This is a genomic window from Micromonospora sp. FIMYZ51 (assembly GCF_038246755.1).
In the GTDB taxonomy this organism is placed as follows: Bacteria; Actinomycetota; Actinomycetes; order Mycobacteriales; family Micromonosporaceae; genus Micromonospora.
In genome coordinates, this window is record NZ_CP134706.1 from 3880233 (window position 1) to 3895059 (window position 14827).

The following is a 14827-nucleotide window of genomic DNA, read 5'->3' on the forward strand; positions in this document are numbered from 1 at the left end:
CGTCGGCGGACCGCTGATAGGGACACGGCCGCCCTGTTTGGGGTTGGTCTCTTCGTAACGTGGGTGCCGGCAGTCCGACGCCTGGACCTGTGGCCGAGGCCACGGACGATGCGTGGAGGCGGGTGTGGTGCACGGCGGATACGGCGTCTACCTCGGGTTGGATGTCGGTAAGGGTGATCATCACGCGGTCGGGTTGGCGCCGGACGGCAAGCGGCTGCACGACGCACCGTTGCCGAACACCGAGGCTCGGCTGAGGCAGTTGTTCGACAAACTCGCCGGCCACGGTCGGGTGCTGGTGGTGGTCGACCAGCCCGCCTCGATCGGCGCCCTGCCGGTCGCGGTGGCTCGGGCATGCGGTCATCAGGTGGCCTACCTGCCCGGCCTGGCGATGCGCCGGATCGCCGATCTGCACCCCGGAAGCGCGAAGACCGACGCCCGCGACGCCTATGTCATCGCTGATGCCGCCCGCACCCTGCCGCACACGCTGCGGCGGGTCGACGTCGGAGATGAGGCTCTGGCCGAGTTGGAGGTCCTCGTCGGCTTCGACGACGACCTCGCTGGCGAGGCCACGCGCGTGTCGAACCGTATCCGGGGACTACTCACCCAGATTCATCCCGCCCTGGAACGGGTTCTCGGCCCGAAGGTGCACCACAAGGCCGTGCTGGAGTTGCTGTCGCGCTGCGGCGGACCGGCCGGACTCCGCAAAGCCGGTCGCCGCAAACTACTCTCGATCGCCGCCGTCCACGCACCCCGCATGGGTGAACGGCTCATCGAACAGCTCATGGCAGCCCTCGACGAACAGACCGTCACCGTCCCCGGCACCCAAGCAGCCGAGACGATCCTGCCCCGTCTCGCCGACAGCCTCCGCGACGTCCTACACCAACGCGACCAAGTCGCCGACCAGGTCGAGAGGATGCTTGATGCACACCCTCTTGCCCCGGTCCTGACATCGATGCCCGGCATCGGCGTCAGGACCGCCGCCCGGATCCTGCTCGAAGTCGGCGACGGCACCGCCTTCGCCACCCCCGGCCACCTCGCCGCCTACGCCGGCCTCGCCCCCGTCACCCGACGCTCCGGCACCAGCATCCGCGGCGAGCACCCACCCCGAGGCGGCAACAAGAACCTCAAACGCGCGTTCTTCCTCGCCGCGTTCGCATCCCTCGCAGACCCCGTCAGCCGCGCCTACTACGACCGCAAACGCGCCGAAGGTAAACGCCACAACGCCGCCCTCATCTGCCTCGCCCGACGCCGCTGCGACGTCCTATACGCCATGCTCCGCGACAAGATCCCCTACCAACCCCGCCCGACCAGCCCCGTCCCCGCTTGACGAAACCCATAGGGACACCCCCCACGCCCTCACCCCACCCCATCCCGCGCCGATCTTGCAGTTTCGGTCGCCAAAATGCCCTTTTTGACAGCATTTGGGCCGACGAAAAGTGCATGATCGACGCGGCAGGAGGTGGGTGAGGGGTGGGTGAGGGGTGGGTGGGGTGAGGGTGGTTAGCCGCCGTTGACGGGGCGGAAGTGGGGGATGGAGTGGTGGGCGCGGGCGACGCGGTTGGTGATCGGGGCGATGGCGTCGAACATGGTCCGGCCGAGCACCGCGTGGGCCCGTACCGCCGGATGGGTGCCGCCGTAGTTGTCCAGGTCTCCCAGGGAGTCGGCGAAGAACGCGTAGGTCAACGTCGGCGCGCCGGCCGCGTCGAACATGATCCCGACCTCGTGCCGGGCGGCCCCACGCGAGTCGTAGTCCGCGCCGTACTTCGTGGCGACCCGGCTGCGCTCGGCGGAGGACATGTCGCGGCGGACCCCGTCGTGGTAACCGTTGATCCAGCGCAGGATGCCGAGCAGGAAGTTGCACGACCGGGCGGAGAGCAGGGTCTTGTTCGCCAGCCGCCAGAGCAGATCGTGGGTCTCCCGGGGAGTGGTCACACCGAGGTAGAACCGGTTCGGGTTGGCCACCGGCTCCACCCGGGTGTGGGTGAAGCCCTTGGCGGCGAGGATCTGGTTGATCTCCAGCGCCGGCACCACCCGGCCGCACATCCGCACCGCCGTGTTGTCGGAGACGAGCAGCATCGCGGTGAGGAAGTTCGCCACCGTGACCTCGTCGCCCCAGACGGTCTGGAGGAAGTAGATGCCGCTGCCGCCGAGGATGATGTCGGCAGTCAGGTCGAGTCGCTGGTCGAGCCGCAGCTCGCCACGGTCGATCTTGTCCATCACGGCCACCGCGACCGCGAGCTTCTGCACGCTGTAGCCGTACGTCACCCGGTCGGCGTCGTCATCCACCACGACGGCGAGCGCACCGGCGGAGTCGACCATCGCGACGTGCGAGTGCCACAGGCCGCCGGCCCGCGCCTTCTGGTCCCGGTACACCCGCCGGATGATCTCCGGCGTCGGCTGAGGTCCGACACCGGACGGCGCTGCCGTGCCCGCCCCCGAAGCCGCCGTGGCGCTGCCCGGTGTCGCCACCAGCGCCGCCGTTGCCGCTCCGATCCCGATCGCGGCTCGACGACTCACCTGCTTGGCCATTCGCCACTCCCCTGACTCGCGGTTCGGCCGGCGGACGCCGGCACCGGACACACGGTGCCATACCGCCCGATCTCGCGTCGTCCGGTATCGATCCGAAGCACCGTGGCGGACCGACCGGCAGCGGTGGCCCCGAAACCGCCGGCAGCGGTGGCCCCGAGACCGCCGGCCCGGTACGCGACCAGCACGTCGACCGGTCGGGCAACCGTGGCGGGTCAGCGGCGGATCAGCGCGAAGACGCCCCAGCCCAGGTACTCACGGCGATAGCGGACATGACGCAGCGGATCCTCGGTCAGCTCCTGCCGCAGCTCGTCGGCGAGCGGGTCGGCCCGATTGGCGTCCAGCCAGCGCCGCAGGTTGAGCCAGTGCGCCGCCGCGTAACGGTCCCAGCTGTCCTGATCGGCCAGCACCATCTCGACCAGGTCCCAACCCTGCGCACCGAAGAGCCCGACCAGGCCGGGCAGATCCCGGAAGTCGTCCCGGCTGGTGGCGTGGCAGCCCTCGACGGTCGCCTGGTCGGGCGGATCGATCCGCCAGTACGGCTCGCCGACCAACGCCATCCCGCCCGGACGCAACCACCGGTCCAGGATCTCCAGGGTGCCGGGAACACCGTCGCCGATCCAGGTGGCACCGACGCAGGCCGCCACGTCGACCGGCTCGTCGGGCGCGTACGACGCGGCGTCACCGTGTACGAACCTGACCTGTTCGGCCACGCCCAGCTCGACGGCCCGCTGCCGGGCGGCGGCGGTGAAGGCGGTGCTGATGTCGACACCGGTACCGACCACCCCGTGGTCTCGGGCCCAGGTGCAGAGCAGCTCACCCTTGCCGCTGCACAGGTCCAGGATCGACGTGCCCGGGGCGAGCTTCAGCGCCCGGCCCAGGGTGGCCAGCTTGCCCGCGTCGAACGGGTTGAGGATGCGGAGGTCGCCCTCCCGGATGACGAAACTACGCGGCAGGTCCATGAGGCCCGCACGTTAACCGCCCGCACCGCCTCGGCCAACCGAATAAACGAGACCGGCAGCAGGGCGGTGGAGGCGAGGCGGATGCTGGCCGAGGGCGGCAAGGCGGTTACTGGTTCAGAGCGCGCTGATGCTGCCCGTCGCGCGCTCGCGGCGGGACAGCGCACGGACCACCGCGAGGGACCCGTGTCGCCCGGCGGCGATCCGGCTGAGCAGGTCGATCGTCAGTTCGGTTGCGGCGGCCGGCAGGTCGGGGGTCGGCAGGTCGAGGCTGACCGCCAGATCGTCGGTGTGCACCACCAACTCCATCAGCCGGGTCGACAGGAAGTCATCGATGGCGAGGCCCCAGTCGCCGAGGTCGACGATCCGGTGCGACGGCTGTGCCGGCACCGTGTGGCGCAGCTTCGCCAGCACCCCGTCGACCTCGGCGACGAGTTGGCGGGCGGTGGTCTCGGCAGCCGCCCGTTCGCTCCGTTCCCGGATGTCGGTGTTGTCCGCCTCATCCGCGCCGGTGGTCACCCAGGCGCTGCGGGTGAAGTGCGCCGACACGTCGATCGCGGAGTGTCCGGGTGGCGCGGCGAGCAACGCCGCCGTCCGGGTGATCTGGTTGGCGAGGTGCCGGGCCAGCCCGCCGGTGGAGTAGTACGGCAGGGCGCTCGGGCTCGTCCAGCGCTCGGCCAGCACCGGCGTACGCAGCAACGCGGCGGCGACGTCGGCGGCGGCGAGGTAGGCGTGCCGGGTGGTGTCATCCCGGGGCGCCAGACCCGGATCGACGCAGAGACCGAACTCCGGCTGTCCCAGCCAGTCCAATCGGGCCGAGGTCTGCTCGGCGTGCTCCGTCAGCAGCAGCCGCACGCGGTACGCGGCCAGCAGCATCGCCTGTAGGGAGTCCACCCCGAACGCGGCGTCGACCGCACGGTCGCCCAGCCCTTCGAGCTGAAAAGGGCAGCACCAGTCACCGCCCGGCAACGGGTCGGGGTGCGGCTTGCCGAAGCGGACGATTACCTCCGACGTGCCACCGTCTGGCACGACCATCGCGATCCGCCGCTCGGCGACGACCTCACCCAGCTCGTACAACCTGCTGCTCCTCTGCGCCGGCCGGAACCGCGATGCTATCCAACCCGTCCGCCGGTTCGAGATGCCCGCGCAGGGTGTGCGCGTCGGGAGCGGTGGCGGTCCACAGCGTGGCCGGGCCACCGGCCAGCGGCAGCCGCGCGACGGTGCCCCGCACCGCCGCAGGCCCGGCGGGTCGGGTCGGGTCGACCACAAGTAGCGATCCGGTGGCCGGTGCGCCGCCGAGCACCGCCGGACCGGACCAGCCGGGGGCCTGCGGCCCGACCGCCAGCGACTGCCGCAGCAGGGGCCGACCGGCCAGGTCGACCCAGGTGTTGACCTCGGCGTGGCCGGGCTGCTCGCCGTGCCGGCCGCAGATCAGCTCGTCGCGCCAGTGCAGGGTGCCGCCCTCGGCGACATCCACCTGGGCGTCGGCGACATGGGCACAGCCGGCCGCCGCGACCAGTTGCTCGGGCAGCCAGTGCAGCTCGGCATCCGCCGCGACGGTGGCCCGGACCAGCATCCGGGACACCGCGCCGGGGCGGCCCGGCAGCGCGATGGACGCGGCGACCGTCCGCACGCGTACCACCGCACCCGGGCCGACCTCGACGTCCAGGCGCAGCTCGTCGCCGGCGAGCGGACCGGCCGCACCACCGACGACGTACACCGTGACACCACCGCCCGTGGCCGGGACCTGGCGCAGCAGCAGCGGGCTCTCGCCGCGCAGCTCGGCCAGCCTGGTGCGGCCGTGCCGGTCGGCCCGGGCCACCAGCCGGGCGGTGGCCCGCATCAGCCCTGTCCGGCGGGAACCGCGAGGACCGGGGCGGGCGCGGCGGCGCGGTGGTGGGCCAGCTCGTGGCGGATCCAGTCGGCGACCCGGGTGGCCAGCGGGTCCTCGGTGATGGACTGGAAGACCGTCGGCAGGTCGCCCCGGCGGGCGCGGGCGTCGCGGTCCATCACGGACAGGTCGGCACCGACCATGGGGGCCAGGTCGGTCTTGTTGATGACCAGCAGGTCGGCGGCGGTCACCCCGGGGCCGCCCTTGCGTGGCACCTTGTCCCCGCCGGCCACGTCGACCACGAAGATCTGCCGGTCGACCAGGCCCCGGCTGAAGGTGGCGGTCAGGTTGTCGCCGCCGCTCTCCACGAGCACCAGATCCAGCGGGCCCAGCGCGTCGGCGAGTTCGTCGACCGCGTCGAGGTTGGCGCCGATGTCGTCGCGGATCGCCGTGTGCGGGCAGCATCCGGTCTCCACCGCGCGGATCCGGGCCGGGTCGAGCACCCCGGCCCGCTTGAGGAAGTCGGCGTCCTCGGTGGTGTAGATGTCGTTGGTGACCACACCGAGGCGCAGCTCGTCGGCGAACGCCCGGCAGAGCGCGGCGACCAACGCGGTCTTGCCGGAGCCGACCGGCCCGCCGATGCCGACCCGCAGCGCCCGGACGGCGGCCGGCAGCGGAGCGTGCGGGTCGACCCCCGGTTCGGGGTGGGTGTGTGGAACGGACTCGTCGTGTGCGAATTCAGGACGCAAAGAGACGCACCTCCCAGGTGGCGTGAGCTTCGGCATGGATGTCGGCGAGCGGCGCAGCGGGGGCCGGCAGCCGCTCCGGTGCTACCTCGGCGGCCCGCGTAGCCCGCGCCGCTACCGCGTCGCAGGCATCGGCGAGCCGCACCAGCAGGGCCTGGACCTGGTACGGGTCGAGGCCCAGCAGGCGTACGGCGGCGCTGGCCGAGCCGGTCACGGTGCCGTGCGCGGCGACCGTGGCGACCTGTCCCGGGTCGAGGCCGGCGGCGGCGCCGACCAGACCCAGCACCAGCGGCTGATGCGGCCCGCCCGGCTCGGCGGGCAGATCGTCGAAGGTGGCGGTGGGCCAGATCCGCCGGCCGGCCCGCAGCAACGCCCGGCCCTGTCGGCGGGAGACCGAACGCTGAGCCGGCGAGGCGGTACGGGCGTCCAGTTCGGCGTCCAGCCGGACCAGTACCGCCCGCCGCCGCGCCGACCCGGCCGCCCGGCGCGCCGCCGCCGCGAAGGCCGCCGCGACCAGTCCGGCGGTGGCCAGTCGACCACGCAGGTACGCGTCCAGGGTGGCCAGGTCGGTCACCCGGCCGGCCGCCACGGCCGCCTCCAGCCCGGTCGAGTGGGCGTGCGCCCCGGCCGGGAACCGCCCGTCGGCGAGGAGCAGCAGCATCGTCGAAGTGGTCATCAGAACAGGAAGTACCGCTGGGCCATGGGCAGCTCGGCCACCGGATCCGGGTCGACCGTCTCGCCGTCGATCCGCACGGTGAAGGTGTCCGGGTCGACCTCGATCCGGGGCAGGGCACCGTTCTCCGGCAGGTCGGCCTTGCCGCGCGAGCGCACGTCGGTCACCGGCACCACCCGGCGCCGTACGTCCAGCCGCAGGCCCGCGTCGAGCGCCGCCGGGGCGACGAAGGCCAGGCTGGTGGCGGCGACCGCACCCCCGTACGCGCCGAACATCGGCCGGGGCAGCATCGGCTGCGGCGTCGGGATGGAGGCGTTCGCGTCACCCAGTTGGGCGTACGCGATCATGCCGCCCTTGATCACCAGGTGCGGACGTACGCCGAAGAACGCCGGCTCCCAGAGCACCAGGTCGGCGAGCTTGCCCGGCGCCACCGACCCGATCTCGTGGTCGAGACCGTTGGCCATCGCCGCGCAGATGGTGTACTTCGCGACGTACCGCCGGGCCCGGTGGTTGTCGGCGCGACCGTCGCCGGGCAGCGCGCCCACCCGGGCCTTCATCACGTGCGCGCTCTGCCAGGTCCGCAGCACGATCTCGCCGACCCGACCCATGGCCTGCGAGTCCGAGCCGATGATGGAGATCGCGCCGAGATCGTGCAGCAGGTCCTCGGCGGCCATCGTGGACGGTCGGATCCGGCTCTCGGCGAAGGCCAGGTCCTCCGGCACGGCCGGGTTGAGGTGATGGCAGACCATCAGCATGTCGAGGTGCTCGGCGAGGGTGTTGCGGGTGTACGGGCGGGTCGGGTTTGTCGACGACGGCAGCACGTTCGGCTCACCGGCGACGGTGATGATGTCCGGCGCGTGCCCGCCTCCCGCCCCCTCGGTGTGGTACGAGTGGATCGCCCGGCCGCCGATCGCGCGCAGCGTGTCGGCGACGAACCCGGCCTCGTTGAGCGTGTCGGTGTGGATGGAGACCTGCACCCCGGAGGCGTCGGCGACCCGCAGGCAGGCGTCGATCGCCGCCGGGGTGGTCCCCCAGTCCTCGTGCAGCTTGAACCCGCCGGCACCGGCCCGCAACTGCTCCCAGAGCGCCTCGGTGGAGACCGTGTTGCCCTTGCCCAGCAGCAGCACGTTGACCGGGAACGTGTCCAGCGCCTCGTGCATCCGGGCCAGGTGCCAGGCGTTCGGGGTGACCGTGGTGGCCCGGGTGCCCTCGGCCGGGCCGGTGCCGCCGCCGACCAGGGTGGTGACCCCGCTGGCCAGCGCCTCGGTGACGATCTGCGGGCAGATGAAGTGCACGTGCGTGTCGACCGCCCCGGCGGTGAGGATCCGGCCGTTGCCGGCGATCACCTCGGTGGCCGGGCCGATGACCAGGTCGGGATGGACTCCGTCCATGGTGTCCGGGTTGCCGGCCCGGCCCAGCGCGACGATCCGCCCGTCCCGCAGCCCGACGTCGGACTTGACCACGCCCCAGTGGTCGAGCACCACGGCGCCGGTGATGACGGTGTCCAGGGCGCCCTCGGCGCGGGTCGCCCGGGACTGGCCCATCGACTCGCGGATCACCTTGCCGCCGCCGAAGACCGCCTCGTCGCCGCCGACGCAGTGATCGTGTTCGACCTCGATGAGCAGGTTCGTGTCGGCCAGCCGGATCCGGTCGCCGGTGGTCGGCCCGTACAGGGCGGCGTAGCGGTCCCGTGCCACGATGCTCACGCGCCCCGCCTCCCGTCCAGCGCGCCGCCGCACTCGCCCCGCAGGCCGGGTACCAGCCGGGCACCGCCGAGCGGCACCAGCTCGACGCTGCGGCTCACGCCCGGTTCGAAGCGCACCGCCGTGCCGGCCGGTACGGCGAGCCGGTGCCCCCACGCCGCGTCCCGGTCGAAGTCCAGGGCCGGGTTGGCCTCGGCGAAGTGGTAGTGCGAGCCGACCTGCACCGGTCGGTCGCCGGTGTTGACCACCAGCAGCGTGGTCACCGGCCGGCCGGCATTGATCTCCACCGGTCCGGCGGCCGGCAGGATCTCCCCGGGGATCACGGGATCGGGTGGTGCACCGTCACCAGCTTGGTGCCGTCCGGGAACGTCGCCTCCACCTGCACCTCCCTCAGCAACTCGGGAATGCCGTCCTGCACGTCGTCGCGGGTCAGCACGGTGCGCCCGGCGGCCATCAGGTCGACCACGGACTCCCCGTCGCGGGCGCCCTCCAGCAGGAAGGCGGTGATCATCGCGACAGCTTCCGGATAGTTGAGGCGCAGGCCGCGTTCGCGGCGACGCCGGGCGACGTCGGCCGCCACGTGAACGAGCAGGCGGTCCTGCTCGTGCGGGGTGAGGTACAACTGGGGCTCCCGGTGGGTGTCCGCGCCCCGCCGGCTCGGCGCCTCGACGCGCCGTCCCACGTTGCGGGGCTCGTCCGCCGGCACCCCCGCCACGTGCGTGGGGCCTCGGGAGTTCCACCCTCCCGGCCCACGTGGCGAACCACCGACGGTGTCTGCTCGGATGCGGACCGCACCGCCCACCGCTGAACAGACCGTAAGGGATCACGCGGCCCCCGGGCAACACCCCCGTACGCCGGCCATCCGCGTGAGGGCCGTCATAACCGGTGGACGCTGCCCCATGACCGGCTGCTAGCCTCGTCGGCAGGTCATGAGTGCCAGCGTCAAGCCCCGGCTCGCTGGCCGGCAACCCTCGTCCGCGCAGGGGTGCCCCGGGTGAGGACCAGGCGTCGGAGCAGCCTCCGATGCAAGCGTGGCCTGGTTGCCCAGGTCATCACGACCTGGAGGAGAGCCATGCCGTACGATCCCCGACCCGCTCCCGTCGCACCCGGTTTCGGCCTGACCCAACGCCGGCACGTCGACATGATGCGGGTGTGCAGCGCCGCGTGTAGCTGACCGCGCCGGTCGGGTCGCCGACCGATCTTTCGCTTTCCCACGATCCGTTCCAGCGGTCCGTCCTGCGGCGGACCGTCGGTGTGGCACGTCCGTGCCCGCCGTAGCTCAACCAGGAGACACCGTGCGATTCCTTCCTGCCCTGACCCGGGCCGCCGCCGTCGGCGTCGCCACCATCCTCGGCGCCGCCACCCTCACCGCCTGCGGCTCCGACTCCGCCGGTGGCAGCGCCGACAACCCGTACAACCTGCTCCAACCGGGGGTGCTGCGGGCCGGCACGCTCACCGACGCCCCGCCGAACGTGTACCTCAAAGACGGCAAGTTCACCGGCTTCGACAACGACCTGCTGGTCGCTGCCGCCGACAAGCTGGGGCTGAAGGTGGAGTTCGTCGGCACCGACTTCTCGGCCCTGCTGTCCCAGGTGAACACCGGCAAGTTCGACGTCGGCAGCTCCTCGATCACCATCACCGAGGCGCGGAAGAAGACCGTCGACTTCGGCAACGGGTACGACTTCGGCTACTTCGGCCTGGACGTGCCCGCCGGCTCGACGCTCAGCAGCTTCGACGAACTGCCCGGCAAGCGGGTGGTGGTCGTGCAGGGCACCGTCCAGGACGACTACGCCACCAACAAGGGCCTCGACCCGGTACGCGTGCCCGACTACAACGGCGCGATCAACCAGCTCAAGGCGGGCACCGCCGATGCCTGGATCGCCCCGGCCGAGATCGGTGAGAAGACCGCAGCGGACAGCGGCGGCAAGATCACGGTGGCCGCGACGGAACTCAGCCCGGCCCCGACCGCGTACGCCTTCGCCAAGGGCAACGACGCGCTGCGCGAGGCGCTGAACAAGGCGCTGGACGAGGTGATCGCCGACGGCACCTGGACCCGGCTCCAGGAGCAGTACTACCCGGGTCGGCCGATTCCGGACGACTTCACCCCGGGCAGCGGCGACGTGGCGGCGCCCACGGCGGCCGGTTCGGCGGCGCCCTCGGCGTCGGCCGCTTCCTGAGGTAGGACGACGAGCGAGCTGGGCGGAGGTTGACCGTGGATCCGTTGCGCACCCTGTGGGAGACGTTCTTCGACTGGGAGTCGATGCGCGAGGCACTACCCGAGATGCTCACCGTCGGGTTGCCGAACACGCTGATCCTGGCGGTCACCGCCGCCCTGCTCGGCTCGGCGCTGGGCATCGTGCTGGCCGTGGCGGGCATCTCGCGTACCCGATGGTTGCGGTGGCCGGCCCGGGTCTGGACCGACGTGTTCCGCGGCCTGCCGGCGGCGGCGACGATCCTGCTGATCGGCGTCGGCCTGGCCCCGCTCGGCATGCAGGTGTGGGGGCCCAACCCGTACCCGCTGGGCATCCTGGCGTTGTCGCTGATCGCGTCCGCGTACCTCGGGGAGATCTTCCGCTCCGGCATCCAGTCGGTGGAGGCCACCCAGCTTGAGGCCGCCCGCGCGCTTGGCTTCTCCTGGTGGGAGGCGATGCGGGTGGTGATCATCCCGCAGGGCATCCGCCGGATCCTGCCGGCCTGGGTGAACCAGCTGATCGCCCTGATCAAGGACTCCAGCCTGGTCTACTTCCTGGGCCTGCTGGCCAGCCAGCGGGAACTGTTCCGGATCGGGCAGGACTACGCGGCCAACACCGGCAACCAGTCCGCGCTGCTGCTGGCCGGGCTCTGCTACCTGGCGCTGACCGTGCCGCTGACCCACGTGGTCAACTGGATCGACCGGCGGCTGCGGCACGGCCGACCGGCCACCGGGCCGGCCGGCGACGACCCCGACGACCTGGACCTGGCGCTGCCCGGCGCCGCCGGAGGCAACCAACGATGAGCACCTCGGTGAGTCTCAGCCTGCGCGACGTACACCTGGCCTTCGGGCCGCACCGGGTGCTGCGCGGAGTCGACCTGGACGTGGCCCGGGGCGCCACCGCCTGCGTGATCGGCCCGTCCGGGTCGGGCAAGTCGACCCTGCTGCGTACGGTCAACCGGCTGCTCGAACCGGACCGCGGCGACGTGCTGCTGGACGGCCGCAGCGTGCTGCGCGACGACCCGGACGCCCTGCGCCAGCGGATCGGCATGGTGTTCCAGCAGTTCAACCTCTTCCCGCACATGAGCGTGCTGCGCAACATCACCCTCGCCCTGCGCCGGATCCGCAAGCTCGGCGAGGACGAGGCGGCGGCGCTCGCCCGCGAACACCTGGACCGGGTGGGGCTGGCCGCGAAGGCCGACGCCCGGCCGGCGCACCTCTCCGGCGGGCAGCAGCAACGGGTCGCCATCGCCCGCGCGCTGGCCATGCAGCCGGAGGTGATGCTCTTCGACGAGGCCACCTCGGCGCTGGACCCGGAGTTGGTCAAGGGCGTGCTGGCGCTGATGGCGGACCTTTCCGCGCAGGGCATGACCATGGTGGTGGTGACCCACGAGATGGGCTTCGCCCGCCAGGTCGCGGACACCGTCGCCTTCATGGACGCCGGCGTGGTGCTGGAGGCCGGCGAACCGGCGGCCATCTTCGAGTCCGCCCGGCACCCCCGCCTGCGCCGCTTCCTCTCCCAGGTGCTCTGAGCGCCGCGCCGGACGTTAACAGGGGGCCCTTCCTATGCACGAGGCGTTAGGAAGGGCCCCTTCCTAACGGCTAGCGCGGGGTGTCGCGGTGGCGGAAGGTGGTCAGACCGGCCGCCAGCAGCACCACCGCCGCGACGGTGAGGGTGAGCAGGGGCAGCACCGCCGGGTCGGCGGCGGGTACCGAGGGAATGTGCGTGTAGGGCGACAGGTTGAGGGCGGCCTGCGGCAGGTCGAGCACGGCGCCCAACTGGCCGAGCAGCAGGTAGACGATGAGCACCGTCCAGCTCAGCGCGACCGACAAGCGCGGTAGCGCGCCGAACAGGGCGGTCACCACCCCGGCGACCACAAGCAGGGCCGGTAGCCGCAGCAGCGCCGCCCCGGCCAACTCGACGGTCCAGCCGATCGGGTCGCCGGCGGCCAGGCCGTAGCCGAGGCCGGTGGTGACGCCGGCCAGCAGCATCAGCGTCAACCCGCCGAGAACCGCGCCGAGAATCTGCGTACCGAGCCATCGGGTACGGCCGACCGCCGTGGCGAGCAGCGCCTCCAGCACCCCGTCCGACTCGTCGTTGCGGGTACGCAGCAGCGCTTGGACGACGTACGCCCCGATGGTGAGCGCGAACAACCCGAGCATCGCGGCCAGGTACGCGTCGACCAGTTCCGACCCGCCGCCGAGTGCCGCGATCACCTCGGCCGTCTGCGGATTCTCGGCGATCATGGCGTCGACCTCGTTACCGGCCACCCCCATGCAGAGCCCGAGCACCGCCACCGCGACCGCCCAGCCGGCCAGCGAGCCACGGTGCAGCCGCCAGGTCAGCCCGGCCGGACTGAGCAGCCCGGCGGCGGCCCGCGCCGGCCCGCGCCGCGCGGCGAACAGACCGGCGCCGACGTCCCGGCGCTCGGCCAGCGCGAAGGCCACGGCCACCCCGGCGAGAAGCAGGGCGACGGGCAGCGCGAGAACCCACAAGCGTTCCGTGCCGAAGGCCCGCACCTGGGTGCCCCAGCCCAGCGGCGACAGCCAGGTCGGCCAGGCGCTCTCCAGCCGGACGCCACCGGCCTCGCGTTCGCCGAGCACGTCGCCGGCCGCGCGCAGCAGGAACGCCACCCCGACCGCGGCGGCGGCGAGCGCGTTGCCGCCCCGGGAGGTGACGGTGAGTTGGGCGGTGACCGCGGCGACACCGGTGAAGGCGACGCCGATGCCGCCGATGCTCGCGCTGGCGGCCACCGAGCCGACAACCGGCAGCCCGGCGCCGACGAAGGCCAGCGCGAGCAGGCCGGCGGCCAGCGCATTGGCAGCGACCACCACCACCAGGGCGGCGGTGAGCAGGGCGTACCGGCCGACGGCGGCGGCACCGAGCAGCTCGGCCCGGCCGGTCTCCTCGTTCTGCCGGGTGTGCCGGATCACCGCGAAGGTGCTGAACAACGCAGCGAGCAGGGCCAGGGTGAGGTACGACTCGGTGACCACCACGGCACCGAGTTCGATGCTGGCGATCGGGCCGTTGAAGGCGCGGGCGACCACGCTGGTGACAGCCGTTTCGGCGTAGCCGATGCGGGTCTGCTGGTCCGGGTAGAGGCCGGCGACGCTCTCGGCGAGGGCGTACCCGATCAGCGGCGTGCCGAGCACCCAGATCGCCAGCCGGACCCGGTCCCGGCGCAGCGCGAGCCGGACCAGTCGGAAGGTGCCGGTGAAGGCGCTCATCGGGCATCCCCGGCGGCGGCCCGAGCACCGTTGACGCTGTCGCCGTAGTGCCGCAGGAACAGTTCCTCCAGGGTGGGCGGTGCGCTGGTCAGCGCCTGCACCTCGAAGCGGACCAGGTGACCGAGCAGGGTGTCGAGGTGCTCGGGCTCGACCTCCAGCCGGACCCGGCCGTCGATCGGGCGGACCTCGTGCACCCCGGGCAGGGCCTCCAGGCCGGTAAGCGGGCGGCCGGTCTGGACGGTCACCGTGGTGCGTGCGAGGTGCCGCAGCTCGGCGAGGGTGCCGGCCTCCACCACCCGGCCCTCGCGGATGATGCTCACCCGGTCGCAGAGCGCCTCGACCTCGGCCAGCACGTGGCTGGAGAGCAGCACGCTCGCACCGGCACCGGTCAGCTCCCGAACCTCCTCCTGGAACACCGCCTCCATCAGCGGGTCCAGCCCGGAGGTCGGCTCGTCCAGCACGTACAGCTCGACGTCGGAGGCGAAGGCGGCGACGATGGCGACCTTCTGCCGGTTGCCCTTGGAGTAGGTGCGGCACTTCTTCGTCGGGTCCAGGTCGAAACGCTCAAGCAACTCGTCGCGGCGGCGCTGGTCCAGCCCGCCGCGTAACGCGCCGAACAGGTCGATCGCCTCACCGCCGGAAAGGTTGGGCCAGAGGTTGACGTCGCCCGGCACGTACGCCAGCCGCCGGTGCAGCGCGACCGCGTCGCGCCACGGATCGCCGTCGAGCAGCCGTACCTGCCCGGAGTCGCGACGCAGCAGACCGAGCAGGATCCGGATGGTGGTCGACTTGCCGGAACCGTTGGGCCCGAGGAAGCCGTGCACCTCGCCCGGTTCCACCCGCAGGTCGAGTTCGTCCAGGGCGCGTACCCCGCCGAAGGTCTTTACCAGTTTTTCGATGGAGATCACTGACATGGACGCCCTCCCGCCGTACCGGTGTCGATCCCAACTGTACTGACCGATGGTAAGGG

Annotated in this window: 15 protein-coding genes and 1 riboswitch; of the genes, 4 read left to right on the forward strand and 11 right to left on the reverse strand. The window is 72.3% G+C overall.

Annotated features, from left to right (window positions below; genetic code table 11):
- Positions 1 to 127: 127 nt before the first annotated feature.
- Positions 128 to 1327, forward strand: coding sequence for an IS110 family transposase (locus tag QQG74_RS17630; protein ID WP_341721266.1), 1200 nt, complete (start codon positions 128 to 130; stop codon positions 1325 to 1327).
- A gap of 173 nt (positions 1328 to 1500) precedes the next feature.
- On the opposite strand, the gene QQG74_RS17635 is transcribed toward QQG74_RS17630, so the two are convergent.
- From QQG74_RS17635 to QQG74_RS17675, 9 genes are all read right to left on the reverse strand, one after another.
- Positions 1501 to 2529: a serine hydrolase gene (locus tag QQG74_RS17635; protein ID WP_341715866.1), complete on the reverse strand. Its 1029-nt coding sequence runs from the start codon at positions 2527 to 2529 to the stop codon at positions 1501 to 1503.
- 212 nt (positions 2530 to 2741) lie between these two features.
- Positions 2742 to 3488: a methyltransferase domain-containing protein gene (locus QQG74_RS17640; RefSeq protein ID WP_341715867.1), complete on the reverse strand. Its 747-nt coding sequence runs from the start codon at positions 3486 to 3488 to the stop codon at positions 2742 to 2744.
- A gap of 114 nt (positions 3489 to 3602) precedes the next feature.
- Positions 3603 to 4562, reverse strand: coding sequence for a maleylpyruvate isomerase N-terminal domain-containing protein (locus QQG74_RS17645; protein WP_341715868.1), 960 nt, complete (start codon positions 4560 to 4562; stop codon positions 3603 to 3605).
- Positions 4546 to 5328 (reverse strand): urease accessory protein UreD, encoded by a 783-nt coding sequence (locus QQG74_RS17650; RefSeq protein WP_341715869.1) that lies wholly within the window; start codon positions 5326 to 5328, stop codon positions 4546 to 4548. Before QQG74_RS17650 ends, QQG74_RS17645 begins: the two co-directional genes overlap by 17 nt.
- Positions 5328 to 6065 carry an urease accessory protein UreG gene (gene ureG / locus QQG74_RS17655; protein ID WP_341715870.1) on the reverse strand — a complete coding sequence of 246 codons (738 nt, stop codon included), beginning with the start codon at positions 6063 to 6065 and terminating at the stop codon, positions 5328 to 5330. Before ureG ends, QQG74_RS17650 begins: the two co-directional genes overlap by 1 nt.
- Positions 6055 to 6738 carry an urease accessory UreF family protein gene (locus tag QQG74_RS17660; RefSeq protein WP_341715871.1) on the reverse strand — a complete coding sequence of 228 codons (684 nt, stop codon included), beginning with the start codon at positions 6736 to 6738 and terminating at the stop codon, positions 6055 to 6057. The genes ureG and QQG74_RS17660 overlap by 11 nt, the downstream gene beginning before the upstream one ends.
- Positions 6738 to 8441 (reverse strand): urease subunit alpha, encoded by a 1704-nt coding sequence (locus tag QQG74_RS17665; RefSeq protein WP_341715872.1) that lies wholly within the window; start codon positions 8439 to 8441, stop codon positions 6738 to 6740. Before QQG74_RS17665 ends, QQG74_RS17660 begins: the two co-directional genes overlap by 1 nt.
- Positions 8438 to 8761, reverse strand: coding sequence for an urease subunit beta (locus tag QQG74_RS17670; RefSeq protein WP_341715873.1), 324 nt, complete (start codon positions 8759 to 8761; stop codon positions 8438 to 8440). The genes QQG74_RS17665 and QQG74_RS17670 overlap by 4 nt, the downstream gene beginning before the upstream one ends.
- The gene (locus QQG74_RS17675) at positions 8758 to 9060 is read right to left on the reverse strand and encodes an urease subunit gamma (protein ID WP_341721267.1); all 303 of its coding nucleotides are present in this window, start codon (positions 9058 to 9060) and stop codon (positions 8758 to 8760) included. The genes QQG74_RS17670 and QQG74_RS17675 overlap by 4 nt, the downstream gene beginning before the upstream one ends.
- A 303-nt stretch (positions 9061 to 9363) precedes the next feature.
- Positions 9364 to 9476, forward strand: a riboswitch (SAM riboswitch).
- Positions 9477 to 9733: 257 nt separating this feature from the next.
- On the opposite strand from QQG74_RS17675, the gene QQG74_RS17680 reads away from it, so the two are divergent.
- The 3 genes from QQG74_RS17680 to QQG74_RS17690 are packed head-to-tail and all read left to right on the forward strand — an operon-like array spanning position 9734 to position 12161.
- Positions 9734 to 10615, forward strand: coding sequence for an ABC transporter substrate-binding protein (locus tag QQG74_RS17680; RefSeq protein WP_341715874.1), 882 nt, complete (start codon positions 9734 to 9736; stop codon positions 10613 to 10615).
- Between the two features lie 35 nt (positions 10616 to 10650).
- Positions 10651 to 11433 (forward strand): amino acid ABC transporter permease, encoded by a 783-nt coding sequence (locus QQG74_RS17685; RefSeq protein WP_341715875.1) that lies wholly within the window; start codon positions 10651 to 10653, stop codon positions 11431 to 11433.
- Positions 11430 to 12161, forward strand: coding sequence for an amino acid ABC transporter ATP-binding protein (locus tag QQG74_RS17690; RefSeq protein WP_341715876.1), 732 nt, complete (start codon positions 11430 to 11432; stop codon positions 12159 to 12161). The genes QQG74_RS17685 and QQG74_RS17690 overlap by 4 nt, the downstream gene beginning before the upstream one ends.
- A gap of 70 nt (positions 12162 to 12231) precedes the next feature.
- Here the strand turns inward: QQG74_RS17690 and QQG74_RS17695 are convergent, their stop codons facing one another.
- Positions 12232 to 13857 (reverse strand): anibiotic ABC transporter, encoded by a 1626-nt coding sequence (locus tag QQG74_RS17695; RefSeq protein ID WP_341715877.1) that lies wholly within the window; start codon positions 13855 to 13857, stop codon positions 12232 to 12234.
- Positions 13854 to 14771 carry an ABC transporter ATP-binding protein gene (locus tag QQG74_RS17700; RefSeq protein ID WP_341715878.1) on the reverse strand — a complete coding sequence of 306 codons (918 nt, stop codon included), beginning with the start codon at positions 14769 to 14771 and terminating at the stop codon, positions 13854 to 13856. Before QQG74_RS17700 ends, QQG74_RS17695 begins: the two co-directional genes overlap by 4 nt.
- Positions 14772 to 14827: the final 56 nt, after the last annotated feature.

Coding starts and splice junctions, on each gene's coding strand:
- QQG74_RS17635 (WP_341715866.1), bottom strand. CDS start 2,529: ATGGCCAAGCAGGTGAGTCGTCGAGCCGCGATCGGGATCGGAGCGGCA.
- QQG74_RS17700 (WP_341715878.1), bottom strand. CDS start 14,771: ATGTCAGTGATCTCCATCGAAAAACTGGTAAAGACCTTCGGCGGGGTA.
- QQG74_RS17690 (WP_341715876.1), top strand. CDS start 11,430: ATGAGCACCTCGGTGAGTCTCAGCCTGCGCGACGTACACCTGGCCTTC.
- QQG74_RS17640 (WP_341715867.1), bottom strand. CDS start 3,488: ATGGACCTGCCGCGTAGTTTCGTCATCCGGGAGGGCGACCTCCGCATC.
- QQG74_RS17650 (WP_341715869.1), bottom strand. CDS start 5,328: ATGCGGGCCACCGCCCGGCTGGTGGCCCGGGCCGACCGGCACGGCCGC.
- QQG74_RS17695 (WP_341715877.1), bottom strand. CDS start 13,857: ATGAGCGCCTTCACCGGCACCTTCCGACTGGTCCGGCTCGCGCTGCGC.
- QQG74_RS17660 (WP_341715871.1), bottom strand. CDS start 6,738: ATGACCACTTCGACGATGCTGCTGCTCCTCGCCGACGGGCGGTTCCCG.